The 25,877-nt window shown below is 65.7% G+C and carries 23 protein-coding genes; 9 read left to right on the forward strand and 14 right to left on the reverse strand.

Translation table 11 applies throughout. The annotated features are described in order from the left end of the window. Positions 1-50: 50 nt before the first annotated feature. Complete coding sequence (locus tag ACFYOW_RS43235; protein ID WP_387296860.1) at positions 51-521, reverse strand: hypothetical protein; 471 nt, start codon at positions 519-521, stop codon at positions 51-53. Between the two features lie 227 nt (positions 522-748). Here ACFYOW_RS43235 and ACFYOW_RS43240 point away from each other — a divergent pair, with 227 nt between their 5' ends. Beyond that, positions 749-1,090 (forward strand): hypothetical protein, encoded by a 342-nt coding sequence (locus tag ACFYOW_RS43240; protein ID WP_387296862.1) that lies wholly within the window; start codon positions 749-751, stop codon positions 1,088-1,090. Positions 1,091-1,155: 65 nt separating this feature from the next. Then, positions 1,156-2,013, forward strand: a complete 858-nt coding sequence (locus ACFYOW_RS43245) for a GNAT family N-acetyltransferase (RefSeq protein ID WP_387296864.1) — start codon at positions 1,156-1,158, stop codon at positions 2,011-2,013. A 73-nt stretch (positions 2,014-2,086) separates the two neighbouring features. On the opposite strand, the gene ACFYOW_RS43250 is transcribed toward ACFYOW_RS43245, so the two are convergent. The 4 genes from ACFYOW_RS43250 to ACFYOW_RS43265 form a co-directional block, all read right to left on the reverse strand. Beyond that, complete coding sequence (locus ACFYOW_RS43250; RefSeq protein ID WP_387296866.1) at positions 2,087-3,052, reverse strand: hydroxymethylglutaryl-CoA lyase; 966 nt, start codon at positions 3,050-3,052, stop codon at positions 2,087-2,089. Between the two features lie 222 nt (positions 3,053-3,274). Next, on the reverse strand, positions 3,275-4,483 hold the full coding sequence (locus ACFYOW_RS43255) for a CaiB/BaiF CoA transferase family protein (protein WP_387296868.1): 1,209 nt from the start codon (positions 4,481-4,483) through the stop codon (positions 3,275-3,277). A gap of 133 nt (positions 4,484-4,616) precedes the next feature. Further along, the gene (locus ACFYOW_RS43260; protein ID WP_387296870.1) at positions 4,617-5,546 is read right to left on the reverse strand and encodes a TauD/TfdA dioxygenase family protein; all 930 of its coding nucleotides are present in this window, start codon (positions 5,544-5,546) and stop codon (positions 4,617-4,619) included. Positions 5,547-5,769: 223 nt separating this feature from the next. After that, complete coding sequence (locus ACFYOW_RS43265) at positions 5,770-6,540, reverse strand: deoxyribonuclease IV (protein WP_040695028.1); 771 nt, start codon at positions 6,538-6,540, stop codon at positions 5,770-5,772. Positions 6,541-6,703: 163 nt separating this feature from the next. On the opposite strand from ACFYOW_RS43265, the gene ACFYOW_RS43270 reads away from it, so the two are divergent. The 6 genes from ACFYOW_RS43270 (at position 6,704) to ACFYOW_RS43295 (ending at position 14,937) form a co-directional block, all read left to right on the forward strand. Then, positions 6,704-7,843: a protein kinase gene (locus ACFYOW_RS43270; RefSeq protein WP_387296872.1), complete on the forward strand. Its 1,140-nt coding sequence runs from the start codon at positions 6,704-6,706 to the stop codon at positions 7,841-7,843. 163 nt (positions 7,844-8,006) lie between these two features. Further along, a complete protein-coding gene (locus tag ACFYOW_RS43275; protein WP_387296874.1) occupies positions 8,007-9,854 on the forward strand; it encodes a protein kinase in 1,848 nt (615 codons plus the stop codon). A 276-nt stretch (positions 9,855-10,130) separates the two neighbouring features. Continuing rightward, positions 10,131-11,300: an elongation factor Tu gene (gene tuf / locus ACFYOW_RS43280; protein ID WP_387296876.1), complete on the forward strand. Its 1,170-nt coding sequence runs from the start codon at positions 10,131-10,133 to the stop codon at positions 11,298-11,300. A 439-nt stretch (positions 11,301-11,739) separates the two neighbouring features. Then, positions 11,740-12,615: an isocitrate lyase/phosphoenolpyruvate mutase family protein gene (locus tag ACFYOW_RS43285; protein WP_387296878.1), complete on the forward strand. Its 876-nt coding sequence runs from the start codon at positions 11,740-11,742 to the stop codon at positions 12,613-12,615. A gap of 305 nt (positions 12,616-12,920) precedes the next feature. Then, positions 12,921-14,276 (forward strand): cytochrome P450, encoded by a 1,356-nt coding sequence (locus ACFYOW_RS43290; RefSeq protein ID WP_387296880.1) that lies wholly within the window; start codon positions 12,921-12,923, stop codon positions 14,274-14,276. 79 nt (positions 14,277-14,355) lie between these two features. Continuing rightward, a complete protein-coding gene (locus tag ACFYOW_RS43295; RefSeq protein ID WP_063045919.1) occupies positions 14,356-14,937 on the forward strand; it encodes a TerD family protein in 582 nt (193 codons plus the stop codon). 43 nt (positions 14,938-14,980) lie between these two features. Here ACFYOW_RS43295 and ACFYOW_RS43300 read toward each other — a convergent pair whose 3' ends face one another. From ACFYOW_RS43300 to ACFYOW_RS43340, 9 genes are all read right to left on the reverse strand, one after another. Continuing rightward, complete coding sequence (locus tag ACFYOW_RS43300) at positions 14,981-15,466, reverse strand: glutathione peroxidase (RefSeq protein ID WP_063045920.1); 486 nt, start codon at positions 15,464-15,466, stop codon at positions 14,981-14,983. Next, positions 15,463-16,689 (reverse strand): cytochrome P450, encoded by a 1,227-nt coding sequence (locus ACFYOW_RS43305; protein ID WP_387296883.1) that lies wholly within the window; start codon positions 16,687-16,689, stop codon positions 15,463-15,465. Before ACFYOW_RS43305 ends, ACFYOW_RS43300 begins: the two co-directional genes overlap by 4 nt. A gap of 26 nt (positions 16,690-16,715) precedes the next feature. Then, positions 16,716-18,311: a succinic semialdehyde dehydrogenase gene (locus ACFYOW_RS43310; RefSeq protein WP_387296885.1), complete on the reverse strand. Its 1,596-nt coding sequence runs from the start codon at positions 18,309-18,311 to the stop codon at positions 16,716-16,718. 110 nt (positions 18,312-18,421) lie between these two features. Then, the gene (locus tag ACFYOW_RS43315; RefSeq protein ID WP_387296887.1) at positions 18,422-20,032 is read right to left on the reverse strand and encodes an acyl-CoA synthetase; all 1,611 of its coding nucleotides are present in this window, start codon (positions 20,030-20,032) and stop codon (positions 18,422-18,424) included. 12 nt (positions 20,033-20,044) lie between these two features. Further along, positions 20,045-21,289: a hypothetical protein gene (locus ACFYOW_RS43320; protein WP_387296889.1), complete on the reverse strand. Its 1,245-nt coding sequence runs from the start codon at positions 21,287-21,289 to the stop codon at positions 20,045-20,047. Further along, positions 21,283-21,834: a nuclear transport factor 2 family protein gene (locus tag ACFYOW_RS43325; RefSeq protein WP_387296891.1), complete on the reverse strand. Its 552-nt coding sequence runs from the start codon at positions 21,832-21,834 to the stop codon at positions 21,283-21,285. The genes ACFYOW_RS43320 and ACFYOW_RS43325 overlap by 7 nt, the downstream gene beginning before the upstream one ends. After that, positions 21,834-22,100, reverse strand: a complete 267-nt coding sequence (locus tag ACFYOW_RS43330) for a ferredoxin (protein ID WP_387296893.1) — start codon at positions 22,098-22,100, stop codon at positions 21,834-21,836. Before ACFYOW_RS43330 ends, ACFYOW_RS43325 begins: the two co-directional genes overlap by 1 nt. Further along, positions 22,097-22,903, reverse strand: coding sequence for an SDR family oxidoreductase (locus tag ACFYOW_RS43335; RefSeq protein ID WP_387296895.1), 807 nt, complete (start codon positions 22,901-22,903; stop codon positions 22,097-22,099). Before ACFYOW_RS43335 ends, ACFYOW_RS43330 begins: the two co-directional genes overlap by 4 nt. Then, complete coding sequence (locus ACFYOW_RS43340; RefSeq protein ID WP_387296897.1) at positions 22,903-24,108, reverse strand: cytochrome P450; 1,206 nt, start codon at positions 24,106-24,108, stop codon at positions 22,903-22,905. Before ACFYOW_RS43340 ends, ACFYOW_RS43335 begins: the two co-directional genes overlap by 1 nt. 291 nt (positions 24,109-24,399) lie before the next feature. On the opposite strand from ACFYOW_RS43340, the gene ACFYOW_RS43345 reads away from it, so the two are divergent. Continuing rightward, positions 24,400-25,869 carry an aldehyde dehydrogenase gene (locus ACFYOW_RS43345; RefSeq protein ID WP_387296899.1) on the forward strand — a complete coding sequence of 490 codons (1,470 nt, stop codon included), beginning with the start codon at positions 24,400-24,402 and terminating at the stop codon, positions 25,867-25,869. The last annotated feature ends 8 nt before the right edge of the window (positions 25,870-25,877 follow it).

Raw genomic sequence — 25,877 nt, forward strand, 5'->3', positions numbered from 1 at the left:
GTCCGGTAGTTCCGAACGGCGGCGCGTACGAGGTACGCGCCGCCGTTTTGCTATTCGTCGTCGCTGAGGCCCGGCGAGGTGGCCGTCGGCACGCGGCGCGTCGTCGGCGGCTCTTCGATGGTCGGGTCGACGGCAGGACGCGACTGGGTGGTCGGCGGCAGCTCGATCTCGGTGGTGAAAGCGGGCGGCGGCACAGCGTACGACGGGGAGGTCTCTGTCCCTCGGGTCGTGGATTCCGGCCGGGCCGACGGTGGAACGGTGAAATCGACCGACTTGCGCGGCGGTCCCGGGCGCGCGACCTGCCAGCTCGGCGACGGCGGGATGAATACCTTCGGCGCCGCCGAGGTGCTGGTGCCGTAGCGCACTGCCGGGACGGCGTCGTCATTGGCGGATTTGATCGGCGGGGGTGCGACGTAGGTGTCGTGCTTGCCGATTCCGCAGGCGCCGATGAGAACGAGTCCGAGAGAGACTGCGCCCGCGGCGATTACCGGACCGGCGATCTTGGCCCTGCTGCTCTCCATCGGTAACACTCCTCGTCCGTTCGAGTGGAGCTCACAATAATCGAGGCCGGTCGACCCGGCCAGACGAGCACACGCTGGGCACGCGCGGTGCCAGCATGAATTAAACAGTGGTGACTCAGATATCGAATTGGTCTCTTCGGCGTGTCGCGGGCACGTGTCGTGGTCGAACCACGTCTCCGGGCCGTAGCGTGTGTGATCAAAGTTACGCGTGAGACGCCAGTACCTAGATGAGAGACGCGCGGTGGAAATCGTGCGACGGCAACACTCTGATCGGCGTCATCGAGGAGTTGATGATGGGAGCTTACTCGACAACTCCGTTGCGAGCCTCCGCCACGGCCGACGAATCGGCCGCCCCGGAAACTTCGCAGCAAGTCGTGTCGAACCCGCCGGTGCCCACCCTGTCCACGATTTTGTCGCGGATAACGGCCTGGCTGATTTTCATCGGCGGCATCGTCGGAGCCGTGCTCGGCATCGCCGGACTGCACGTCGAAATCACTGTCGCCGGACTGATTCTGGCGTGCACAGCTGGTCTGGTGCTGCTGAAGCTACGCGCGGATCGAACCAGCTGAACCGTGCCGCGGCGACGCGGAAAATTGCGAGCGCGCAGGGCTTTCGCGCTCTAGCGTAATCCGGTATGAGGATCGAGATCACCGCCGATGCCGCACGGTTCCGGTCGCTGACCGAGCCGTTTCTGCGACGTGATCCGCTGCGGCACACGGTGATCACCACCGGGATCGCCAACCACCTGACCGGCATGCAGGTCGATGCCGACTGCTCGCGGTTCCTGTCCGTCCACGACGACGACGCGACGGTGATCGGCGTTGCCATGCGCGTGGCCGGACGCGGCGTGTATCTCGGTGAGCTGCCCGCGGGAAGTGTTGTGCCCGTTGCCGATGCGATGGCCGAGGTCGCTGCGGATGCGGGCGGGGTCGAGGGCGCGACCGACGATGCGACCGAATTTGCCGAGCGCTGGGGCAAACGGCACGGTGTCGGCTATCGGGAGGTGTACTCGACGCGCCTCTACCGGCTCGGGGATCTGAACTTCCCGAAGACCGCCGGATCAGCCCGTCGCGCAACCGATTCCGATGCCGGGCTGTGCGCCCAATGGGCCGAAGCCATGCGCCTCGAATCCGGTATGCCGCCGCCGAGCCTGACCGCCATCGCCATCCGGAATCGCATCGCGACCGGTCGCTGGTGGCTGTGGGAACGCGACGGCGAGCCCGTCTCCCTTGCCGCACACCAGGTCCCGGTCTTCGGCTGGTCCCGAATCGGTCCCGTCTACACACCTCCGGCCCACCGCGGCAACGGCTACGCCGGCATCCTCACCGCCCACCTATCCCGCACCCTGCGCTGGAACAACCTGAACGTCTGCCTCTTCGCCGACATCGCCAACCTCACCGCGAACCACATCTACCGCACCATCGGCTTCGAACCCGTCCGCGATTTCGTGCACTACCAATTCACCTCGGCCACAACCGCACTGCGCAAGTAGCCGGTGTCGCATAGGCATTGGTGACCTCGCAGGGGCCATAGCTTTTGCGAGGTACGCACGGCTTGTGCGGCGGTCAGGGGGCGGGGGTGACCCATTCGAAGGCGGAGGCTTTGGAGCGGGTGCCTTCGGCGGTGCGGGAGCGGTTGGGTTCGTCGAGGTCGGTGAGCAGGGCTTCGGTGAGGGTTACCAGGGTGGCCAGGACCGGCGGGGTGAACCAGGTGGGGCGGGTGGCGAAGAGGATGTCTTCGGTGGAGGTGTTGCCGCTGGCGCCGGGGGCGAAGGGGCAGCCGCCGAGGCCGCCGAGGGAGCCGTCGACCATCGTTGCTCCGGCCTGCAGGGCGGCGAGGGTGTTGGCGACGCCCATGCCCCAGGTGTCGTGACCGTGGAAGACGATGCGGCGGTGCGGGGTTCGGTCGCGCACCGCCGAGATCAGCTCCGACACCTGGGTCGGGTGCGCCTGGCCCAGGGTGTCGGCGATGACGATGTCGCAAGCGCCCTCGGTGCGCGGGTCGTTGGCAATGGCCAGAACTCGCTCGGGATCGACGGGACCGTCGAAGGGGCAGGTGAAGCTGGTAGCGAGGCAGAGCTGGATTTCGCCGCCCGCCTCCCGCGCCAACCGAACGGCATCCGGCATCGCGGCGACACTGTCCTCGGTGCTGCGGCCGATATTGGCCTTGTTGTGCGCGTCCGATGCGGAGAAGCAGTACTGGAAGTTGCGCACGCCCGCGGCGGCGGCCTTCTCCACATGGCGCGGCGTGGCCACCCAGACCCAACAGCGTTGCAGCTCTTCGGGACTCAGGGCGGCAATGAGTTCCATGGTGTTGGCCATCGGCGGCACCAGATCGGGACGTGCCATCGACCCGATCTCCAGTGCCGGCACGCCGACCGCGAGCAGTTCGCGCACGATATCCACCTTGCGCTCGACCGGCAGCACCTTCCCCGTCAACTGCAATCCGTCCCGGAGCGTCACATCGCGAAGGATGGCTTCGGAGCTACCTGCACGCCCACTCGTCGAATCGCTTTCCGATGCCGTGTGCATCACTCCTCCTCTAGCGCATCCCGGACCGGCGGCGCCTGACGCACATGCGGCGGTACGCACATCACGCCACCGCACGGCTTTTCATTCGAAGCGGGGGTCGGATGCACTGTCGGACGCGCGTGTCCGGGCGCACTCATTTCGCGCGCACCACGCCCCGGCGGTCGACGCCTGCCATATACCCGTCGCGTCATACCGCCTCCACTCCATCGATACCGGCGCGCATCACGCCTCCAATCCGGCGATATCGGCATCGCTCATTCCGAGCAGTTCCGACAGCACCTCTCGCGTGTGCTCACCCAGGTCCGGTCCGACATTGCGGATCGGCAGGGACTTTTCACCGATCACCGGCACGATGCCGGGAAAGCCGACCGTCTTCGGTTGCGGCGCACCCACATCCACCGGGAACGGCTGAATCATATTGCGCGCCTTGTATTGCTCGTCGTCGACGATATCGGCGGCGGTGTAGATGGGGCCGCACGGAATGGCCGCCGCCTCCAACAGTTTCAGCGCCTCGTCGCGGGTGTGCCGCACGGTCCATTCGGCAATGGACGCGTCGAGCCGTTCGCGATTGCGCCAGCGTCCGGCATTGTCCTGCAGTTCCGGATCGGCGGCCAGATCGGGACGGCCGATCACCTCCATATAGCGCTGGAAGATGGCGTCCCCGTTGCCACCGATGATGACGCTCGCACCGTCGCTGGTCGGGTAGGCATTACTCGGCGCGATGCCTTCCATCCGCCCGCCGACCCGCTCGCGATTGATGCCGTAGGCAAGATAGTCGGGCACCAGCGATTCCATCACCGACAGGATCGCCTCGTTCAGCGCCACATCGATGACGCGTTCCCCCAGCGGGATCGACTCGTTGGTGCGTTGCCGCTGGAACAGCGCCATCACCGTGCCGAACGCCGCGTAGATCCCCGCGATCGAATCACCGATGGACACGCCGACCCGCACCGGCGGCCGATCCGGATCACCGACGAGTTCGCGCAGCCCGCCGACCGCCTCGGCGACCGCGGCGAAACCGGGCCGCGCGGCCAGCGGCCCGGTCTGCCCATAAGCCGAAATCCGGGTGATCACCAGACCCGGATTGACTTCGTTCAGCACCTCCGGACCGAGGCCCCACTTCTCGAGCATGCCCGGCCGGAAATTCTCCAGCAGCACATCGCAGTGCCGGAGCAGATCCAGGACGATGCCCCGACCTGCCTCGGTGCGCAGATCCAGCGTGATCGACTTCTTGTTCCGGTTGATGGTGCGGTACAGCATCGAGGTATCGCCGCCGTAGAGTCGCCAGTTGCGTAGCTCGTCGCCGGCCTTCGGGCGCTCCACTTTGATCACCTCGGCACCGAAATCGCCGAGGATGCGACCAGCGGTCGGCGCGGCGATGTAATTGCCGAGTTCCAGGACGCGAACCCCGTCCAGCGGGCTGATACTCATGGCATCAGTCTGTACTATCGTGCCGCCCGGCAACGGCCCGACCTCATACCTCGGCGAATGCCGGTACCGCAACCGCGCGGCCCCTCAACTGCCGCAGCGCAATCGGCGTACTGCGGCAGCCGTGCGATCGTCGTCACACTTCGAGCGGGGAAGCTTCCTCGATGATCGAGTAGTGCTCGGCATTGCCGTGGTGCGAGGTGCTCGCGAGGCCGTCGACACCGACCGGGATATCGCCGGCGAGGGTGATCCGGGTCAGCTTGCGCGGCTGGTTGTCGTAGTCGTCGACGGCGTAGTGCTGGGTGGCGCGGTTATCCCAAATGGCGACGTCACCGGGCTGCCAGTTCCAGCGGGTGGTGTTCTCCAGCCGGGTCACCCGGTCCTGGAACAGGCGGAACAGCGCCTGGGACTCGCTGGTGGAGACCCCGAGGAAGCGCTTGACGAAGTGCCCGACCAGCAGGGCGCGCTCACCGGTCTCCGGATGCACCCGCACCACCGGGTGCTCGGTCTCGTAGTAGTCGGACTGGAACTCGGCGCGGTAGGCGTCGGTGTTCGGGTTGCTCCGGTCGACGTCGGTGGCGGCGTAGTCGTAGAGGTTGGTGTGCACCGCCCGCAGGCTCTCGGCCAGGCGCTTGAGCGGCTCCGGCAGCGAATCGTAGGCGGCGACAGTGGAGGCCCAGGTGGTGGAGCCGCCGTAGGTCGGCAGGGTGACCGCGCGCAGGATGGAGGCCTTCGGGATCCGGTCGACGAAGGTGACGTCGGTGTGCCAGCTATTGGCGCGGCCGTACTCCGAGTCGATGGCCAGGCTCTTGACGCCGTGCGAGGTGACCGTCGGATGCGGGGTGGTGGGGGTGCCGAGCAGTTGCGCGAACTCGTACTGCCCGTCCTCGGTCAAATGGTCCTGGCCGCGGAAGAAGATGACCTTGTGCTCGAGCAGCGCGCGCCGGATCACCGCGACGGTTGCCGCGTCCACATCGCCGCCGAGCCGGACATTGTCGACCTGGGCGCCGATGCGGGCGCCGATTTTGGTCACGGTGGCGGTTGTCTGGGCGTAGTCGACCGTCATGGGATCACCTTCGCTGGGTTGAATCGGTTGATGCCCCATCGAGCACATCACCGAAACACCCACCCCAACCAGTGTTTTCGTCGCCCTGATCCCAACCCCACGCCCCGCAGCGTTTGCCTAGAGTAGTCAAATGGCGGTTGTCGGTGGCGTTTCGGGCCACCATTTGACTACCTTTGGTGAGCTGTCCGGTTGGGTCTGCTGACACCTGGACGGCGGGGGAGGGTCAGCCGACGTGCTCGCGCAGGTATGCCAGATCCTCGGCAACACCCTCGCCGGGTGTCTCCAGAACCACCGGGGCATCCGCCGTCCGGCACACCTCGGCGAGCAACTCCGGATCGATCGTCCCGTCCGCGAAGTTGGCATGACGGTCCGCGCCCGAATTGAATTCGTCGCGGGAGGAGTTCAGGTGCACCAGGTCGATGCGGCCGGTGATGGCCTTGATCCGCTCGACGACGCCGACGAGATCCTCACCGCCCGCCCAGGCGTGGCAGGTGTCCAGGCAGAAGCCCGCGCCGAAATCGCCGACAGCGTCCCAGAGCCGGGCGATCGAATCGAAATGCCGGGCCATGGCGTGGTTGCCGCCCGCGGTGTTCTCGATCAGGATCGGCACCGCGAAGCCGCCCTTGTCCTGCTGACGTTCGAACAGCTTGCGCCAGTTGTCGATTCCGGTCTCGAGTTCGCCGTCGGAGCGGACATGTCCGCCGTGCACCACCAGGCCGAACGCGCCGATATCGGCGGCGGCCTTCGCCTGCTGTGCGACCGCGTTGCGCGACGGCATGCGCAGGCGATTGTTCAGGCTGGCCACATTGATCTGATAGGACGAGTGCACCACCACATCGATCGGACTGGCGAGGATTTCCTCGGTCCGCGGATGCGGGGTCGGTTTGTCCCAACTCTGCGGGTCGACGACGAACAGCTGGATGACATCGGCGCCGAGTTTTTCACCGAAGCCGATCGGATCGCTGTCGAGCCGGACGTGTGCTCCAATGCGCATGGGGCCGAGCCTAACGAGTGCCACCGACAACGTCTTCGCCCACCGCAACGAACATGTTGCGTCCGGGCCGTGCGAACAGATACATCGGTAGGATCCAGGTGCTCGACCCGATATGGGGGGTGAATCCACTGTGCTGCGAACTGGCGATGTTTTCGCTGGATACATGATCAAACGTGTGCTCGGCCAGGGCGGTATGGGCACCGTCTACCTGGCCCAGCATCCGCGCCTGCCACGCCTTACCGCGCTGAAATTGCTGAAGCGCGAACTGTATACCGATGCCGAGATCCGGCGCCGCTTCGAGCGGGAGGCCGATCTGGTCGCTCAGCTGGACCATCCGAATATCGTCACCGTCTACGACCGCGGCGCCGAGGATCAGCAGCTGTGGATCTCGATGCAATTCGTGCCTGGCGCGGATGCGTCCTGTGCGGATGTCAATGTGCTCGCGCCGGGTCGCGCGGTGCAGATCGTCGCCGATACCGCGGCCGCGCTGGATTTCGCACACGGCAACGGCGTGCTGCACCGCGATGTGAAACCGGCCAATATCCTGCTGGCCAAGGCGCCGATCGGACAGCCGGAACGGGTGCTGCTCACCGACTTCGGCATCGCGGCCATGCGCGATGGCGAGTCCACGCTGAGTTCGGCCGGAACCATCACCGCCACACTGGCATACGCCGCGCCGGAACAACTGACCGGTACGCCGGACTACCTGGCCGACCAGTATTCACTGGCCTGCTCGCTGTTCTGGATGCTGACCGGTGTCGGGCCGTTCCAAGGGGCGAATCCCATGGCCGTCATCAACGGGCATCTGTATGGGGCGATACCGTCGCTGCGCCGGTATCGCCCCGACGTGCCGCCCGCGCTGGACGCGGTGCTGGCGCGGGCCATGGCCAAACGGCCCGCGGACCGGTTCGGCAGCTGTACCGAATTCGCAGTGGCGGCTCGGCGGGCGCTGGTGTCGTCCGCGCCGCACCCGGCTCGAGCGAACGGTCCGTATCGCCCGCCGATGGGCACGGGTCCCGAATCGCGTCCCGGCACCGAACCTCCTCGCGATACCGGTCCGGCCCGGAACCCGCTGCCGTCTGGAAACGCGGTGCCCCCCAACAGTTCCGAGCGGGTCGGCAGCAGAACCGCCCGGCCGACCGAGCCGACCAGCCGCAGTGCCCCCGAGTCCTCGAGAATGTCCCAGCCGCGCCTGCCGCTGCCGCCACGCCGTTCGCCGCGACCCGGCACCATCGCCCTGCCCGATATCCCACGTCGCCCCGGCAGAACGCCGCCTGGACCCACGCCGCGCCCTCCGCCATAGCCGGAAACAACGTCGATACCGATAAGTCGACGATAACCAGGGCTTAAGCGAATCCTGCTAAGGTTTCGATGTTTTCCGTGGTCAGGAGGTCCTGATCGCGCATTCTTATGCTGTACGCCCGTTCATCGGTGGGTCCCGGTGGGCGGCGGGAAGTGGAGCAGACATGCTGGCCAGCGGTGACGTTTTCGCCGGTTATGTCATCGATCGGCAATTGGGTCGCGGTGGCATGGGTTCGGTGTACCTGGCAAAACATCCGCGACTGCCGCGGATGACGGCGCTGAAGCTGCTGAATCGAGAGATGTTCTTCGATAAGGAGGTGCGGGCGCGGTTCGAGCGGGAGGCGGATCTGGTTGCACAGCTCGATCACCCGAATATCGTCACCGTCTACGACCGCGGCCTCGAGGACGAGCAGCTGTGGATCTCGATGCAGTACATCGATGGCATCGACGCCGCGTCGGTCGATCCCAAGTCGCTGCCGCCGGAGCGCGCGGTCCAGATCATCAAGGAGACCGCCGACGCGCTCGACTACGCGCACGGCATGGGCGTACTGCACCGCGATGTGAAGCCCGCGAATATCCTGCTCGCCCGCTCCGGCGGCGGGCGCGGTGAGCGGGTCTACCTGACCGACTTCGGTATCGCGCGACTGCGCGACGACACCGGCCATCTCACCCAGACCGGCACCTTCACCGCGACTCTGGCCTACGCCTCCCCCGAACAGCTGACCGGCGCGTCGCTCGATCACCGCTCGGACCAGTATTCGCTGGCCTGCTCGCTGTTCTGGCTGTTCACCGGGTCGGGTCCGTTCGCCGCGACCAATCCGGCGGCGGTAATCCAGGGGCATCTGCAGGGCACGCCCCCGGCATTGAGCAGCGTCCGTCCCGGACTGCCGCTCCAACTGGACGGGGTGCTGGCGAAGGCCATGGCCAAGCGACCCGATGAGCGGTTCGCCTCGTGCTCGGAGTTCGCGCAAGCCGCCAAGCAGGCATTCACCAATCCGAGCATCCCGGCGATGCCGGTGGTCGGCCCGCGTCCGGGTACCGGACCGGCGATTCCGGTGACGGGCGCGCCCCGCCCGGTCACCGGGCAGCCGATGCCCGTGACCGGTACGCCACATCCGGTGACGAACGGTCCGTACCCGCAGACCGCCGGACCGTATCCGCAGACCAGCGGCCCGTACCCGCAGACGAGCGCTCCGCCCACCGTGCAGCCGCAGCCGTTGGCGCCGACGACCGTCAATCCCGCTTCGCAGGGCCCCCCGCGTCCGCAGCCGATGCAGACCGCGCCGACCCAACAGCAACCGCATCCGAGCAATCCCTACAACCAGCAGCCGCTCGGATTCGCGCCCCGGCCGCCGATGAGCGGGCCGCGCCCGCCCGCACCGCCGCAGCGCAAATCGAACGTAGGGCTGATCGTCGCGCTGTGCGTCGGTCTGGTGATCCTGTTGGTGATCGTGCTCGCGATCATCGGCGTGGTATCGAACGGTGGTTCGTCCAGCTCCAGTGGCGGCAGCACGACGACCTCGTCGAGTTACTCCAACGGCGGCAGCGGCTCGGTGGATGCGACCGCGGCCGCGATCAGCAAAGAGTTCCCGCGCATGGTGCCCGCCAGCGAGTCCGATTCGGTCGGCTACAACGGCGCGAAATGCAATGCCCACAAGACCGGCGACCTGACGCTGCCCACGCCGGGCACGCCGGACTTCGGCGCCTGGGCCGCGCAGTGGGATTGCTACGGCGGCGGTGACAACGACGACCCGTTCTACACGATCTACGTCTACAAGAACGCCTCCGATGTGCAGAGGGCGCTGAGCAACCTGCCGTCCGACGCCACCAAGTCGACCGATGCCAACGGTGGCAAGACCTACACGAACTACAAGTTCGTCAACGACGGGCCCAAGATCGTCACCGCGTTCACCGGCGACAGCAAGCGCGCCCAATTCCTCATGTACGCCGACGGTTTGGCGGGTGCTCAGGACAAGGTCCTGCGCTGGTGGCGCTCGGCCCCACTGAACTGACAGCCGAACCGGGCGCGAAAAATGGCTCGCGCCCGGTTCCGTTCGGCCCGTACAGTTCTGCGCATGTTCGGCCACGCCATCGCTCTGGAGTCCGCGGTCGCGGACGCGATGGCGGCTGCCCTGGCAGCGTCCGCAGCAGTGGCTGCGGCGCACTTCGACGGCGCCCGAAGCTGACCTTCCCCGGGATGTCCCGGGACCTCTGACGGGGAAGGTGGCCCGTCGCAGAGAGGTCCCACGGCGAGATCGCCGGAAATCATTTCCTAGCCGGGGAAAGTCATGTCCAAGAAGACGTATGTGCGGACCAAGCCGCATCTGAACATCGGCACCATGGGTCACGTCGATCACGGCAAGACCACGTTGACCGCCGCCATCACCAAGGTGCTCGCCGAGCGCGGCGGCGGTAGCTTCGTGCCGTTCGACCGGATCGACCGGGCGCCGGAGGAGGCGTTGCGCGGAATAACCATCAATATCGCGCACGTCGAATACGAAACCGCCACACGGCATTACGCGCATATCGATATGCCCGGGCACGCCGACTTCGTGAAGAACATGATCACCGGCGCGTCCCAGCTCGACGGGGCGATCCTGGTGGTTTCGGCGCAGGACGGCGTCATGCCGCAGACGGCCGAACATGTGCTGCTCGCGCGTCAGGTCGGGGTGGAGCACATCGTGGTCGCGCTCAACAAGGCCGACGCGGGCGATCCGGAACTGCTCGACCTGATCGAGCTTGAGGTGCGCGAGCTGCTCAGCGCCCAGGGTTACCCGGGTGTGGAACTGCCGGTCGTACGGGTTTCGGGTTTGCGTGCGCTGGACGGGGATTCGCGGTGGACGGCCGCGCTGCTCGACCTGTTGGATGCCGTGGACACGCATGTGCCCACGCCCGTGCGCTACACCGACGCGCCGTTCCTGCTCCCGGTGGAGAACGTCCTGACCATTACCGGTCGGGGCACTGTCATCACCGGTGCGGTGGAGCGCGGCCGGATTCGCCTCGGCGATCGGGTGCAGCTCTACGGCGGCGAGGAGCTGACCTCCGTTGTCACCGGGGTGGAAACCTTCGGCCGCACAATGGAGTTCGCGGAAGCAGGCGACAATGTCGCGCTGCTGCTGCGCGGCGTGCAGCGCGGTCAGGTGCGTCGCGGTCAGGTCGCGGCGGAACCGGGCAGCATCGCGGTGCACACCAGGTTCACGGCGCGCGTGTACCTGCTGGGTACGGCGGAGGGCGGTCGGCGCACCCCGATCGCCACCGGCTACCGCCCGCAGTTCTACGTGCGCACCGGTGACGTCGTCGGCAACGTCACGCTGCCCGTCGCCGTCGCCCGCCCTGGTGAAACCATCGACCTGACAGTCGAATTGGGCCGCCCGGTCCCGCTGGAGCCGGGCCTCGGCTTCGCCATCCGCGAGGGCGGCCGCACCGTCGGCGCGGGCACCGTCCTGACCGTCGGCTAGCCCCTGCCCGGGTTGGGCATGCGCGAGCATCACGCATGCCCAACACCTGGCCGGGAGCTGCCGCATCGGCAGACCGCATGACGCGCAGCTACGCCCTGAATGTGTGCGTCGATTCTTGTGCGGCGCTTGGGGAATTCGTGCCGTCAACCGCCGGCGCATCCACCCGCGATCGAGTTGTCGCTGTGGTCGTAGGGGTTGCGCTCCCGAGGCCGATTGCGTTCGTCATCGCGACGAATCCGCTGGAGGTCGCGAACCACCGCCGCGCGCCGAACTGCGGTTTCCTCGGCCGCGGACCAGGATGCCGAAACCCTGCGCCGCCGGAGCAGCATATTCAGAATTCGTCGAATACCCATGATTACCAACCCCCTTCTGTGTTATGTGATTTTATCGAAGGGGTCTGACATTGATCGGCTGCCTTGACGGCCTTCGCAGTGGACGAATGAACACCGGGAAGAGGGAGCAACACGACGTGATCAGCGATCGGCGGCAACGCGCACAACGGTTCGTCGAGTTGCACCGGGAAGGTTGCTTCCTGCTCCCGAATGCGTGGGATGCGGGCAGCGCCCGGATTCTGGAATCGGCCGGGTTTCCCGCAGTGGCCACCACCAGCGCCGGTATCGCGTTCTCCCTCGGACGTCCGGATCACGACTTCTTCGCTGAACACGAGGACGGGCGGGTCGATCGCGAGACCATGCTGGGGCGGGTTCGCGAGATCGTCGACGCGGTAGGGGTGCCGGTCAGCGCCGATCTCGAAGAGGGATACGGCGAGAAGCCCGAGACGGTGGCGACCACGATCTCGTCGGCGCTCGATGCCGGTGCGTCGGGCGGCAATATCGAGGACTTCACCGGTGACAGCACCCGACCGCTCTATGACCTGGAGTTGTGCGCGGACCGCATTCGCGCGGCCCGCGCTGCCGTAGATGCCGGCGGGGAGCCGTTCGTTCTGGTCGGCCGCACCGATGGTCTCCTGGTCGATTTCTCGCTCGATGAATGCATCCGCCGGGCCAACGCCTATCTGGCAGCGGGCGCGGACTGCGCTTTCGTTCCGGGTGCCGGCGACGCCACCACTATCGGCACACTCGTGCGCGAACTCGACGGCCCACTAAATGTGGTCATGGGCTTGACCGGCAACGCACTGTCCCTCGACGACCTGCGCGAACTCGGCGTACGCCGAGTCACGGTCGGCGGCAGCATCTTCCGCGCCATGTACCGCCAATTGCTCGATACCGCACACGAATTGGCCGACCGCGGCACTTTCACCTACGCAGCCGAGCAACTCACCCAGAACGATCTCAACAACCTCTTCCGCCGCTGATCCGGGCTCCAGGTAGCGGCGTTCGCGCAGTTCTCGCGCATCGGGCGGCAAGGATCGTGTCGAGGGCGCGTTCCTTGACCGGAACTGGGTTGGGGCGCCGCAGGCGCGAATTACGGCGAGGTCGATCGCCGTCAGGCGAACAAGAGGCCCGGCACTGCGAGTGCCGGGCCTTTTGTCACGGCAGCACGCTTTCTCCCAGGCACAGGGGCGAAGTCGGCGCTGACCCTTGCCTGCCCCACGTTTATCGTAGTACTGTCCAGACACATGTCCATCACGTGTGTGGACAGATATCCCAGGAGGACTTCATGACCCTGGTCAAGCCGCTGCGGGTTTCCGGAGGCGATCACGAGCATGGGCATCTCGAGGAATTCCGCGTCGATCCATTGGCTTTGATGCGCCGGGTGCGGGCGGAATGCGGGGATGTCGGCGCGTTCGATCTCGCCGGGCGGCATGTGATTCTGCTGTCCGGCGCCGAGGCCAATGAGTTCTTCTTCCGATCCGGCGACGAGGATCTCGATCAGGCCGCCGCCTATCCGTTCATGAAGCCGATTTTCGGTGAGGGCGTGGTGTTCGACGCCAGTCCGGAGCGGCGCAAGGAGATGCTGCACAACCAGGCTTTGCGTGCGGAACAAATGCGCGGACATGCGGCGACCATCGGGCGCGAGGTCGAGCGCATGCTGGCGAATTGGGGTGACGAGGGTCAGATCGACCTGCTCGATTTCTTCGCCGAGCTGACCATCTACACCTCATCGGCCTGCCTGATCGGCAAGCGCTTCCGCGATGAACTCGACGAACGCTTCGCCCGCCTCTACCACGATCTGGAGCGCGGCACCGACGCGCTGGCCTATGTGGATCCGTATGCGCCGATCGAAAGTTTCCAGCGCCGTGACGCCGCCCGTGCCGAACTGGTCGAATTGGTGCAGGGCATCATGGACGGCCGCGCCGCGAATCCGCCCGCGAACAAGGAAGATCGGGACATGCTCGACATCTTGATCTCGATCGAGGACGAGCACGGGCAGCCGAGATTCAGCGCGAGCGAAATCACCGGGATGTTCATCTCGATGATGTTCGCGGGCCATCACACGACTTCGGGTACCGCGGCGTGGTCGGTCATCGAATTGCTGAGGCATCCGGCGGAATTGCGTCGCGTCGTCGACGAACTCGACGAGCTCTACGCCGACGGTTCCGATATCAGTTTCGGGGCGCTGCGCCAGATTCCGAATCTGGAGGCGGTGGTCAAGGAGACACTGCGGCTGCATCCGCCGCTGATCATTCTGATGCGGGTGGCGCAGGGCGAATTCGAGGTGTGCGGACATCGCATCGCACCGGGCGATCTGGTCGCGGCGACTCCGGCCATCTCCAACCGAATTCCGGAGGACTTCCCGAATCCGGATCTGTTCGACCCGAACCGCTATATCGATCCGAATCAGGCGGATATCGTCAACCGCTGGACCTGGATCCCTTTCGGGGCCGGTAGACATCGCTGTGTCGGTGCGGCCTTCGCGCTCATGCAGCTCAAGGCGATTTTCTCGATACTGCTGCGGGACTGGGAATTCGAAATGGCACAACCATCCGACAGCTACCGCAACGACCACAGCAAGATGGTGGTGCAGTTGCAACAGCCCTGTGCGGTGCGCTACCGCAGGCGGCGAAAGGTCTAGGCAAACGCCCAGTTACGAGAGTGTGAGCGGTAAGATTCTGGGCCCCATGGACTTTCGAATTCGCTTGTAGGGTGAAGACATGATCACGCTCAAAAAGGAAGATGGCGCCGCTGATCTCAACGGCATCACCAAGCTGACGGTCGGGGTGAGCTGGGACCCGTCGGGAGGCACCAGCGGTGGCGCGGTCGGATTATTGCGCCGCAAGCGCGGTGTGGACCTGGATCTGATCGCCATCCTCATGCAAGGCGCGGAGCCGGTGCGTTTCGCCGGACTCGACTCCCTCGACCCGCTCGGCAACGGTTCGGTCCAGCACACCGGCGACGAACAGACCGGCGCGGCCTCCGGCGACGACGAATCGGTGCACGTCACCTTCGCGAATGTGCCCGAGGCCATCGACGCGATCATTTTCGTGGCCGCGGCCTTCAAGAAAGGCTCCTCGTTCGAGAAGGCCAACAACATCAGTTTCAAGGTCTACGACGCGACCGGCGGCAGCGCCCAGCAGGTGGCCGACATCTGGCCGTCGCTGCTCGGCACGGATAACGCCAATGCCGTGGCCAAGGCGTTCCGCAACGGCGGAAGCTGGCAGCTCGAGGTGCTCAATCGCAAGGGCAAGATCAAGCAGGGCGATAAGCAGGCCCTGCTGCGCTTCGCCATGGCGTGAGCAAGCGGGCCGGAGCTCGGCCGCCGAGCTCCGGCCGCTATTGCTACAGAACCGATTCGACGGCGGAGACGACCGCGGCGTCGTCGGGGGTGGTGCGCGGCCGGAACCGGCCGACTACCGCACCCTCGCGATCGATCAGGAACTTCTCGAAGTTCCACTGGATATCACCGGCCGTGCCCTCGGCATCCGCGGCCTCCACCAGGGCCTGGTAGAGCGGATGCCGCTCGTCGCCGTTGACGTCGGTCTTCTCCAGCAGCGGAAAGTCGACGCCGTAGGTGGTCGAGCAGAATTCCGCGATCTCCTCGGCGGTACCCGGCTCCTGGCCCATGAACTGGTTACACGGCACGCCGACCACACTGAATCCGCGGTCGCCATAAGTTTTCTGAAGTTCGACGAGTCCGGTGTACTGCGGCGTCAGCCCACACTTGGAGGCCACATTGACCAGCAGTACCGCCTTATCTCCGACCAATTCGCCCAGTGTTGCCGGGTCGCCGGAGAGGGTACGTAGGGGAATGTTGCGGATATTCATTCGTATCGCACCTGCCAGTTCTTGATTCCGTTGATCCACCCCGATCGCAACCGTACCGGATCGGCGACTTGGCTGATCTGGGGCATGACATCGGCGATCGCGTTGAACATCAGGTCGATCTCCAGTCGCGCCAGATTCGCCCCGACGCAATAATGCGCACCGGTGCCGCCGAATGCGACGTGCGGATTGGGATCGCGTAATACGTCGAAGGTGAACGGATTCTCGAGGGCGTCCTCGTCGAAGTTGGCCGAACTGTAGAAGATTCCCAGTCGCTGACCCTGCTTGATCTGCTGTCCACCGAGTTCGGTGTCCTGGGCGGCGGTGCGCTGGAAGGCATTCACCGGGGTCGCCCACCGAACGATCTCGTCGGGTGCGGTGCGCGGCCGCTGCTCCCGATACAGCTCCCACTGCTCCGGATGGTCCACGAAGGCCTTCATGCCGTGGGTGATGGCATTGCGGGTGGTCTCATTGCCCGCGATGGCGAGCAGGATGACGAAGAATCCGAATTCGTCCGAACCGAGCGCTTCGCCGTCGACATCGGCGTGCACCAATTGGCTGACGATGTCGTCGACCGGGCAGGCGCGGCGCTCTTCGGCCATATTCCAGGCGTAGCCGAGGATTTCGGTGAACGCGGTGGTTGCGTCGCCGTACTCCGGATCGTCGTAGTTCAGCGTCTGGTTGGACCATTCGAACAACTTGTGGCGGTCGTCGTTCGGCACGCCGAGCAGTTCCGCGATGGCCTGCAGCGGCAGTTCGCAGGCGACCTGCTGTACGAAATCGCCACCCCCGGTTCGCTTGGCCTCGTGCACGATTCGCGCCGCGCGTTCGGTGAGTGCGGCGCGCAGGCCCTCCACCGCACGCGGGGTGAATCCCTTGGAGACGATCCGGCGGGTCTTGGCATGCTTGGGCGCATCCATATTCACCAGCAGCGCACCGGTGAGTTCGATCTGCTCCGGCGTGACATCGTCGGGCAGCCGGATGATCGCGCCCTTCTGCGCGGAGGAATAGATTTCCGGGTTGCGCGAAATCTCCTTCACGTCTTCGTGTTTGCTGACCACCCAGTACCCACCGTCGCGGAATCCGCCGGAGGTCGCATCGGGCTGCGCGCACCACCACACCGGTGCGGTGCGGCGCAGGGTCGCGAATTCCTCGACCGGCATGCGGTTTTCCCACAGCCGGGGATCGGTGAAATCGAAGCCTGCCGGGAACGCGGGCGCTGCCATAGCTACCTCCTGGAGTGAAAAGTGTTTCAGCGCAGCCTGAGCCGGCGCATGAGTCGTAGGGTCGTCAGCGTGGTCTTCAGCTGCTTCTCGTAGGGCAGGCCCGCGCGGGCGGCCATCACCTGGCGCTTTTGCACGCCGATATTCACGGTGTCGGTGTATTTGAGCAGGCCCTGATCGCCGTGCCGGGTGCCGACGCCGGATTGTTTGACGCCGCCGGACGGGGTGCCCTTGGCGGCGTAGGTGGTCACGAAGCCGTCGTTGATATTGATATTCCCGGCCTCGAGCTGCGCGCCGATTCGGTTGGCGCGGGCCAGATCTCGGCTCCACACGCTGGCGTTCAGGCCGTAGGTGGTGTCGTTGGCGAGCCGGATGGCCTCCTGCTCGTCGGTGAACCGGTAGACGCTCACCACCGGACCGAAGGTCTCCGCGGTCGCGTGCGTCATCTCGGGGGTGACATCGGTGAGCACGGTGGGTTCATAGAAGGCCGGGCCGATATCCGGTCGCGCCTTGCCGCCGGTCAGCACGGTCGCGCCCTTCGCGCGCGCGTCCTCGACATGCGCCGCGACCCGCTCCATATGCTGCACCGAGACCAGCGAGCCGAATTCCGGTGTGAAGTCGTAGGCCGCGCCGATCTTGGCGTTCAATTCGTCTGCCGCCGTGACCAATCGGCGCACGAACTCGTCGTACAACCTGTCCTGCACATAGATCCGCTCGATGTGCATACAGGCCTGGCCCGAATTCGCGAAGACCGCGAATGACGCACCGGGAATCACTTCGTCGAGATTCGCATCGTCCAGCACGATCATCGGGTTCTTGCCGCCGAGTTCGAGGCTGCAGCCGATCAGATTGCGGCCTGCGCCTTCGCCGACCACCCGCCCGGTCGCGGTCGAGCCGGTGAACATGACGAAGTCGGCATTGTCGATCAAGGCCGGACCCACATCGGGACCCTCACCGCAGACGACCTGGAACAGCCCCTTCGGCAGACCGGCCTTGTACAGCAGCTCCACCCCGAACAGCGCACAGAGCGCGGTCTTGTTATCGGGCTTGAGTACCACGCCATTGCCCGCCATCAGCGCGGGCATCGAATCCGAGAGCGCGATGGCGAATGGGAAATTCCACGGCGCGATGACCGCGACGACGCCCTTGGGGCGGTGCTGCTCGGTCGAGGTGGTGATCAGCGGCACCGGGCCGCCGCGCCGCTTGGGCTTCAGCACCCGGCGTGCGGTCTTGAGGTAGTGGCTGATGACCATCGGCACATCGCAGGATTCCTCGAAGGCCATGCGGCGGGTCTTACCGCAGCCGATCTGGATCAGGTCGGCGATGGTTTCGTATTCGGCGAGTATCAAGTCGTGTGCGCGTGCGAAGACCTCGAGCCGGCGCTGCAGCGGCCAGGCGGCCCATTCCTGCTGGGCCCCGCGGGCGGTCGCGTAGGCGGCGGCGACGTCCTCGGGGGTCGACTGCGGTAGTTCACCGACCGCGGCGCCGGTGTAGACCTCGACCATCGAATACGGATCGGCGGTGCCGGAGGCCGCGACCATTGCGGTCAGCCTGCCGATCAGCGCTTCGGTGATCCGGGCGGGCAGCGCCGGTGCGGAATCCTTCTTGGCTTCGGTTGTATTCATCGGACCTTCTCCGTGCTGACGGCAGATGCCCTCGAATTAGAACACGTTCCCATCCTGGCTGTCAGGGGCTCGAGGGGGATGACCTGGTCGAATGCATGCCGAGACATGGTTCAATCCGCCTGATGATCCGGTGCGCGGCTCGCCGCGTACTCCCGCGCCCAGCGGTAATCGGGCTTCCCGCTCGGGGCGCGCGTGACGACCTCGGCCAGCCAGATCTGCTTGGGCACCTTGTACCCCGCGAGATGCTTGCGCACATGGCGCTCGAGCGCCGCGAAATCCACCGATCCGGCGCCCGCGACCGATACGACCGCCGCCACCTGCTGGCCCCAGCGCTCATGCGGGAGCCCGATCACCACCGCGTCGTAGACGGCTTCGTGCGCCTTCACCACGCTCTCGACCTCTTCGACGAAGACCTTCTCGCCGCCGGTATTGACGACCATATTGCCGCGGCCGATCAGGGTCACCGAGCCGTCCGGCTCGACCCTGGCGCGATCGTCGGTCACCACGATTCGGGCGCCGTCGACCGTCTTGAACAGCCGCGCGGTCTTCTCCGGATCCTTGTAGTAGCCGATCGGCACCGCACCGGTCTTGGCCAGCCAGCCCTCGGCACCGGGTTCGACCTGCCGTCCCGCATCATCGACCACGATCGCGCCGCGCCCGCTCTGCACGCGCGGACCGCGGCCGGGATTGTCGTCCTTCTGCGCGAAACCGATACCGCCGAAACCGGTTTCGGAGGACCCGATGGAATCGGAGACCACCGTCGACGGAAACAGTTCCAGCAGTGCGTTTTTCACCGGTTGGGACAGCAGCGCGGCACCCGAGCCGATGGCGACGAGCGAGGATGCGTCCACTGGGGCGGCGCGGTAGGCATCGATGAGCGGACGGGCCATCGCATCGCCGGTGATCACCATGATTTGCGGGCGATGTTGTTCGACCACCTGCCACACCCGCTGCGCATCGAATTTGGGCTCGAAGATCACGGTATTGCCGGACCACAGGGCGGTGAAGGACGGCATCATCGCGGCGGCGTGGATGAGCGGCGGGAGGACGAACCAGGTGCTCGGCTCGCCCTGTGCGCCGACACGGGACTGTTGATATTCGTCGGAAACCGGTTCGTTCGTGTAGAAGTCGATACCGCCGCCGAGTACCCGCCACATATCCTCTTGCCGCCACATGACGCCCTTGGGCCGGCCGGTGGTGCCGCCGGTGTACATCATGAACAGGTCGTCGGGGCTGCGGTCGATCGGACGGCGGGCGGGGGAGCCCGAGAGTAGGGCCTGCTCATACGAGGCGGACGCGGCCCGGGGGATGGTGCCGGCAGGTGGCCGGGCGTCGACGATCAGCACGCGGATCGACGGCGTGTCGGCGAGCGCTTCCAGTGCCGCATCCGCGTATTTCTCATGGCACACGAGCACTTCGAGGTCGGCATTGTCGTAGAGGTAGCGCAGTTCTTCGACGCCGTACCGATAGTTGATATTGATCGGGACTGCCCGCAGCTTGAAGCAGGCAATGAGGGTGGTCATGGTTTCGATGCCGTTGTGCATCTGGAAACCCACGTGCGTACCGGGGCCGACGCCGATCGAGCCGAGATGGTCGGCGAGGCGATTCGCGCGGGCGTCGAGTTCGGCGAGGGTGAGTGCGAGATCGCCCTCGATGAGCGCGGTGCGCTCCGGCATCGCGTCGACCGCATGCTCGAAGAGGTCGGCGAAATTGTGGGACATGGCAATTCACTCTCAGCGAATGACGGTGAGCGGCAGCGGAATGCCGCGGTCGGTGAAGGTGAAGGCGGCGCCGGTGCTGATCCGGGTGATGGCCACCTCGGTCGCCTCCTTGAACGGCGCTGCGGCGAGGGCTATCTCAGCGGTCCAGCCGTGCTCGTCGGAAGTGGTCGAGTGCACGTCGAACCGTGGATTCACGCCGCGCACCATGGCTGCCAACGGTGCTGGATGGTCGGGATCGACCATCGATGGCCAGGTGCGGTCGGTGTTGGCATCGCTGTGCCACGGCACGCGCAGTCGCACCGCATCGTCGGTGACGGATACGTCGATGCCGGTGTACGGCAAGGGATTCCATGCCGGGTGCAGGAGCAATACCTCGGCCAGTGCAGCCGGATCGTCGCCGAGCCCGAGCGCGTTGCGAATCCGCTCGGAGGTGAGTCCGGCGATGCCGGTGAATTGTTTGCGGCCGATATCCGTTGCGGTGTCGGCGGACCGAGCGCGCACGGCGGTCATGAAGCCGATGGTGAGCAGATGGTGTTGCAGGCAGACCTCGTCGGCCATGCGCACCAGCGCAGATTTGGAGAAGTCGGCGAACCGCAGATCACTGAGCAGCGGACCCGCGTAATCGCTTTGGCCGGGATCGTCCTTATCGATGGGGGACAGTTCCAGCAGTGCGGCTCGGGAGTTGGCCACCACCTCGGCATTCGGCGGTGTGGGCGGTGGGATATGTGCCTGGTCGATGACGACGGTCCACGCGCACACCGGCTTTCGATCCGCCGGATGACGCGGCGGCCGGTGGATCGGGCGGACCTGGGCATGCGGATTTGTCGCGAGGGCGGTCGCGTCGAAGGTCGGATCCTCGATGTCGTGGCACATGGACACCACGAACTCCTCGCCGAGCGGCTCCACATCCGCCAGCGCGCCACAGTGGTCCAGCCAGAATTCGCCGTGATCGCGATCCTCGACGCGGAAACGGAAGTCCATGAACTGCGGCGGCGCACCGATATCGAGTTGCAGGCCCTTGAAGATCGTCGGCACGTCATCGCCCTCGAAATCGAGCGCGCGGCGCATGCGGCGGGTATAGACCGGACTGGCGAGCTGCCATTCCTCGATGGCGACCGCCGCCATGCCCTCGCGCCCGAATGCGCCGATGGAATGCGCCATTCCGGACCGGTCGATCAGATGACCGCACAGCAGCAGTTCGGGCACCAGCCTCGCCAGCTGGGCCCGCGACAACCGGTCGAAGCTCGAAATCACCACAGTGGAACCGGTGCTTCGCCGATCCGATACCAGCCCGGCAGCGTCTTTCCAGAGACCGACCGCTGGATGCGTTTCTGCATTCCGGCCGTCAGTGCGTTGTTCTGGATCATCTCCACGAACAACTGCGAGACATTGCCGAAGTCGAAGAAGTCGCGCTGCCAGGACCACTGGTAGTTGCCGCCGTAGCGGAACCAGCTGCCGCCGATGCCCTCCGGACTGTAGTTGCGACCGTCGGATCGCTTGTTATCGCTGATCTGCTTCCAGAAGCCGATGACATCACCGCTGCGCTCATCGATGACGAACTGTTGGTACGGATAGGACCAGCCCTCCAGCCCATCCATCTCCTGACCGAGTGCGAGTTCTCGGATCTCGGCCCGTCCCACTGCCATGAATTCCTGGGTCGGACCGTAATTCCAGCCGTAGGTGGCGTCCTCGGTGTACATCTCGGCGAGCGGCTTCCAATCGCCCTTTTCCTCGCAGCGCTGATTCTCCAGCACCCAGCGCCGGACCATCTCGTCGAGTTCGGCGCGGTCGAAATCTGGCATTACCGTGTTCCTTTCGCAGCTGTATTTACCCGCCCCGCCGACTCCGCAGGCTCCGTCGGCTGCCGTCCCCCGGGGTCCTCGCGGATCGACAGCGCTTGGGTGGGGCAGTAGCGCACCGCGCGCTCGATATCCGCGCGGGCTTCGGGACCCGGTGTCGGGTCGAGGATTTCGACCTTGCCGCGCTTGGGCACGCTGAAGGCCGCGGGCGCTTCGTCCTGGCAGACGGCGTGCCCCTGACACAGATCCAGATCGGCGACGATCCTCACGGTCGGCTCCTGTCCTCGGCGGTCGGTAATGGACGCAGCGGGGCCTCGGGCTGGACCTCGACCAGCACGAGATGTGCCCCGCGCGGTGCGGAGACCACGGCGATGACCGCGGCGGCCAGATCGCCGGCGCGCAGCATGTACGGGTGACGGGCGAAACCCCAGGCTTTCCAGTCCTCCAGCATCGGCCCGACCACATCGGGAGTGGAATTCATGCCCATGCCGGTCAGTGTCGGACCCGGGCGCACCAGTGATGCGCGAACTCCGCTGCCCTCCAGCTCCATTCGCATCTGCTGGACCATTGCCTCGAGCCCGGCCTTGGCAGCGCTGTAGGCGCCGGTGCGCGGGCGTGGCTCCTCGGCGCAGTCGGAGCTGATCAACACGAAATCGCCGCGCTGCCTTTCCATCATCCCCGGTAGTACCCGGTGCACCAGCCGGTGCGCGCCGACCAGATGCACCTGCACCTGCTGCAGGAACCGATCCGGCTCCATCTCGTGCACCAGCGAGAATTCGATATCGCCCGCGCCGGAGACCAGGATTTCGGTGGGCCCGAGGGTATCTTCGGCCGCGGCGACGAAATCGTCGACGGATGCCGCGTCGGTGACATCGAGCTGGTGGGCGAAGGCTTCGCCGCCATTGGCGCGGATTTTGGCCGCCAGCGCCTCGCATTGATCCACCCGGCGCGCGCCGAGCGCGACGGGGTGTCCGAGTTCGGCGAGCGCTTCGGCCGTCGCCGCGCCGATACCGGAGGATGCTCCGGCCACAATCGCCGGTCGGCGCACCGGATTCGGTTCGAACCGTGGCATTATTTGGCCTCCACGATGACGGGCAGGTTGGCGAACCCGCGGACATTGGTCGAGTGCACGCGTTTGATCCCGGCGTCGACGACGTCGTAAGACCGCACACGCGAAGCGAATTCGCGCAGCGCTACGTTGGCCTCCAGCCGGGCGAGGTGTGCACCGAGGCAGAAGTGCACGCCCGCACCGAAACTCGCGAGTCCGGACTTGTCGGCGCGCCCGATGCGGTAGCTGTCGCCGTCGGCGAAGACCTCCGGATCCCGATTGGCCGAACCGATCAGCAACAGCACCTTCGCACCCTTCGGGATGGTGCGGCCGTGCTGGTCGATATCAACCGCGGCGCAGCGCGCGACCATCTGGCTGGAGGTGTCGTAGCGCAGCGTCTCCTCGACCCAGTCGGTGACCAGCTCGGGTTCCGCGACGACCTTCGCGTATTCGCTCGGATTGCGTGCGCTCCAATAGAGCGCATTGCCGAGCAGTTTGGTGGTGGTCTCGTTACCGGCCACCACCATCAGGAACATGAAGCCGATGATCTCCTCGTCGGACAGGGTGTCGCCGTCGATTTCGGCATCCAGTAGCGCCGAGGTGAGATCCGTTGTTGGAGTACGCCTTCGCGCGGCGACCATTTCCGCGTAATAGGTGAGCAGTGTGATCGATGCCTGCGCGGCGGCCATCGGAACATCCAGGACGCCGTCCTCGCGGTGCACCACCAGATCGGCCAGCCTGCGGACCTCCGCGCGGTCGGCCTCGGGCACGCCCATCAGTTCGGAGATGACATCCATCGGGAGTTTGCCCGCGACCTCATCGATCCAGTCGAACTCGCCGGTCGCGAGTGCCGGTTCCAGGTAGGACAGCGTCAGGTCCCTGATCCGGTCTTCCATCTCGGCCACCCGCTTGGGGGTGAAGCCCTTGTAGACCAGGCGGCGCATGCGCATATGCCGCGGATCGTCCATGGCCAGGAACGACATCACCCGGCTCGCGTGCGGACCCCACGCCGCCGGATCCAGCGAGACCCCGTTGGCGCTGGACAGGCGGACGCTGTCGCGGAAGGCCGCGGTCACATCCGCGTGCCGGGACAGCGCCCAGAAATCCAGGTCGGCGTTGTAGTAGAGCGGCGCCTCGGTGCGCAGCCGCTCATAGGTGGGGTACGGGTCCTCGTGGAACGCGTAGTCGTAGGGGTCGAAGGTCAGGGGTTCCAGTGAGGCGGCCGTCATCGCGATAACCCGGAATTCGAGAACCAGTTCTCATCGATGATCGGTGTCGCGTCATCGATGGGAGACACATAGCTGGACATGTGTCTGGACGGTACCACCGGCATGCCGGAATCGACAGAGGTTTCCCTGAACAATCTGGGTGAGGTCCCGGGTGGGCCCGAATGACGGCTGGTAGTTCTCGCCGGGGGAGGGCAGGCTGGTTCTGGACCGCAGTTCTGAAACGGGTTCTTGCGTATGGGAGCGGACCGAGACTATATTCCGTACACCTGTCCAGACAGTATCGGAGCCTTTATGAGCAGCCTCCTGCCCGCCGACGGTTCGCGCCTGCTGATCGGCGGCAAGCTGGTCACCGGCGGGGACGGCGTCTTCGCCACGGTGAACCCGGCGACCGAAGCGGTCATCGGTCAGGCCGCGAATGCGAACGGCGCGGATATGGACGCGGCCATCGCGGCCGCGCGCACCGCATTCGACGACACCGACTGGTCGCGCGATCACGCCTTCCGCGCCCGCTGCCTCGAACAGTTGCGCACCGCATTGCAGGCCGATGTCGACGAGTTGCGTGAGATCACCGTCGCCGAGGCGGGCGCGCCGACCATGCTGACCAGAGGGCCACAACTCGAAGGCCCGGTCGCAGATCTGTCATTTTCCGCATCGCTGGCCAAAACCTACAGCTGGGAAACCGATCTCGGCACTGCGACACCGATGGGTATCAAGAGCCATCGGGTGTTGCGTCGCGAGGCGGTCGGCGTGGTAGGTGCCATTACGCCGTGGAACTTCCCGCACCAGATCAATTTCGCCAAACTGGGTCCCGCGCTCGCGGCCGGAAATACCGTGGTGCTCAAGCCCGCACCGGATACCCCGTGGTGTGCGGCGGCCGTCGGCGCGATCATTGCCGAGCAGACCGATATCCCGCCCGGCGTCGTCAATATCGTGACCTCCACCGATCACGGTCTCGGCGCGCAGCTCACCACCGATCCGCGCGTCGACATGATCAGCTTCACCGGCTCGACGCAGACCGGTAGATCGGTAATGACCGGCGCGGCAACGACTTTGAAGAAGACCTTCCTCGAACTCGGCGGCAAATCGGCATTCATCGTGCTCGACGACGCGAATATCGCGGGAGCCTGTTCGGTGGCGGCGTTTTCGGTGGCCGTGCACGCGGGACAGGGGTGTGCCCTCACCACCCGGCTGCTGGTACCGCGCGCGGCATACGACGAAGCGATCCAGGCCGCGGCGGCCACCCTGTCGGGCATCGTTCCTGGTGATCCGGCCGATGCGCGCACTGTCTGTGGACCGCTGATCTCCGAGCGCCAGCGGGCAAGAGTCGAGCGGTATCTGGAGATCGCGCGTGCCGAGGGCGGCCGGATCGTGATCGGCGGCGGCCGACCGGCGGGCCGCGAGCGCGGATATTTCATCGAACCGACATTGATCGCGGATGTGCCGAATACCGCTACGGTCGCCCGCGAGGAGATCTTCGGACCCGTGCTCGTGGTGATCCCGCACGACGGCGACGACGATGCGATCCGGATCGCCAACGACTCCCCGTACGGACTCTCCGGCTCGGTATGGGGCACCGACCCGGACCGAATTCGGCACGTCACCAATGGTGTTCGCACCGGCACGATCGGTGTCAACGGCGGCATCTGGTACTCGGCCGACGCACCGTTCGGCGGCTACAAACAATCCGGCATCGGCCGGGAAATGGGCATCGCCGGATTCGAGGAATACCTGGAAACCAAGCTCGTCGCCACCGCCGGATAGACCACAAC

Origin of the sequence: Nocardia sp. NPDC006982 (assembly GCF_042869435.1) — a bacterium.
Lineage (GTDB): Bacteria > Actinomycetota > Actinomycetes > Mycobacteriales > Mycobacteriaceae > Nocardia.

What these genes read in the sequence shown, in the direction of transcription:
- ACFYOW_RS43255 (WP_387296868.1), bottom strand. Translation starts at nt 4,483, where the DNA reads ATGAGTATCAGCCCGCTGGACGGGGTTCGCGTCCTGGAACTCGGCAAT.
- ACFYOW_RS43245 (WP_387296864.1), top strand. Translation starts at nt 1,156, where the DNA reads ATGAGGATCGAGATCACCGCCGATGCCGCACGGTTCCGGTCGCTGACC.
- ACFYOW_RS43305 (WP_387296883.1), bottom strand. Translation starts at nt 16,689, where the DNA reads ATGGCAGCGCCCGCGTTCCCGGCAGGCTTCGATTTCACCGATCCCCGG.
- ACFYOW_RS43315 (WP_387296887.1), bottom strand. Translation starts at nt 20,032, where the DNA reads ATGTCCCACAATTTCGCCGACCTCTTCGAGCATGCGGTCGACGCGATG.
- ACFYOW_RS43270 (WP_387296872.1), top strand. Translation starts at nt 6,704, where the DNA reads ATGATCAAACGTGTGCTCGGCCAGGGCGGTATGGGCACCGTCTACCTG.
- ACFYOW_RS43275 (WP_387296874.1), top strand. Translation starts at nt 8,007, where the DNA reads ATGCTGGCCAGCGGTGACGTTTTCGCCGGTTATGTCATCGATCGGCAA.
- ACFYOW_RS43295 (WP_063045919.1), top strand. Translation starts at nt 14,356, where the DNA reads ATGATCACGCTCAAAAAGGAAGATGGCGCCGCTGATCTCAACGGCATC.
- ACFYOW_RS43310 (WP_387296885.1), bottom strand. Translation starts at nt 18,311, where the DNA reads ATGAATACAACCGAAGCCAAGAAGGATTCCGCACCGGCGCTGCCCGCC.
- ACFYOW_RS43340 (WP_387296897.1), bottom strand. Translation starts at nt 24,108, where the DNA reads ATGACGGCCGCCTCACTGGAACCCCTGACCTTCGACCCCTACGACTAC.
- ACFYOW_RS43260 (WP_387296870.1), bottom strand. Translation starts at nt 5,546, where the DNA reads ATGACGGTCGACTACGCCCAGACAACCGCCACCGTGACCAAAATCGGC.
- ACFYOW_RS43240 (WP_387296862.1), top strand. Translation starts at nt 749, where the DNA reads ATGAGAGACGCGCGGTGGAAATCGTGCGACGGCAACACTCTGATCGGC.
- ACFYOW_RS43250 (WP_387296866.1), bottom strand. Translation starts at nt 3,052, where the DNA reads ATGCACACGGCATCGGAAAGCGATTCGACGAGTGGGCGTGCAGGTAGC.
- tuf (WP_387296876.1), top strand. Translation starts at nt 10,131, where the DNA reads ATGTCCAAGAAGACGTATGTGCGGACCAAGCCGCATCTGAACATCGGC.
- ACFYOW_RS43335 (WP_387296895.1), bottom strand. Translation starts at nt 22,903, where the DNA reads ATGCCACGGTTCGAACCGAATCCGGTGCGCCGACCGGCGATTGTGGCC.
- ACFYOW_RS43265 (WP_040695028.1), bottom strand. Translation starts at nt 6,540, where the DNA reads ATGCGCATTGGAGCACACGTCCGGCTCGACAGCGATCCGATCGGCTTC.
- ACFYOW_RS43290 (WP_387296880.1), top strand. Translation starts at nt 12,921, where the DNA reads ATGACCCTGGTCAAGCCGCTGCGGGTTTCCGGAGGCGATCACGAGCAT.
- ACFYOW_RS43325 (WP_387296891.1), bottom strand. Translation starts at nt 21,834, where the DNA reads ATGCCAGATTTCGACCGCGCCGAACTCGACGAGATGGTCCGGCGCTGG.
- ACFYOW_RS43345 (WP_387296899.1), top strand. Translation starts at nt 24,400, where the DNA reads ATGAGCAGCCTCCTGCCCGCCGACGGTTCGCGCCTGCTGATCGGCGGC.
- ACFYOW_RS43285 (WP_387296878.1), top strand. Translation starts at nt 11,740, where the DNA reads ATGAACACCGGGAAGAGGGAGCAACACGACGTGATCAGCGATCGGCGG.
- ACFYOW_RS43235 (WP_387296860.1), bottom strand. Translation starts at nt 521, where the DNA reads ATGGAGAGCAGCAGGGCCAAGATCGCCGGTCCGGTAATCGCCGCGGGC.
- ACFYOW_RS43300 (WP_063045920.1), bottom strand. Translation starts at nt 15,466, where the DNA reads ATGAATATCCGCAACATTCCCCTACGTACCCTCTCCGGCGACCCGGCA.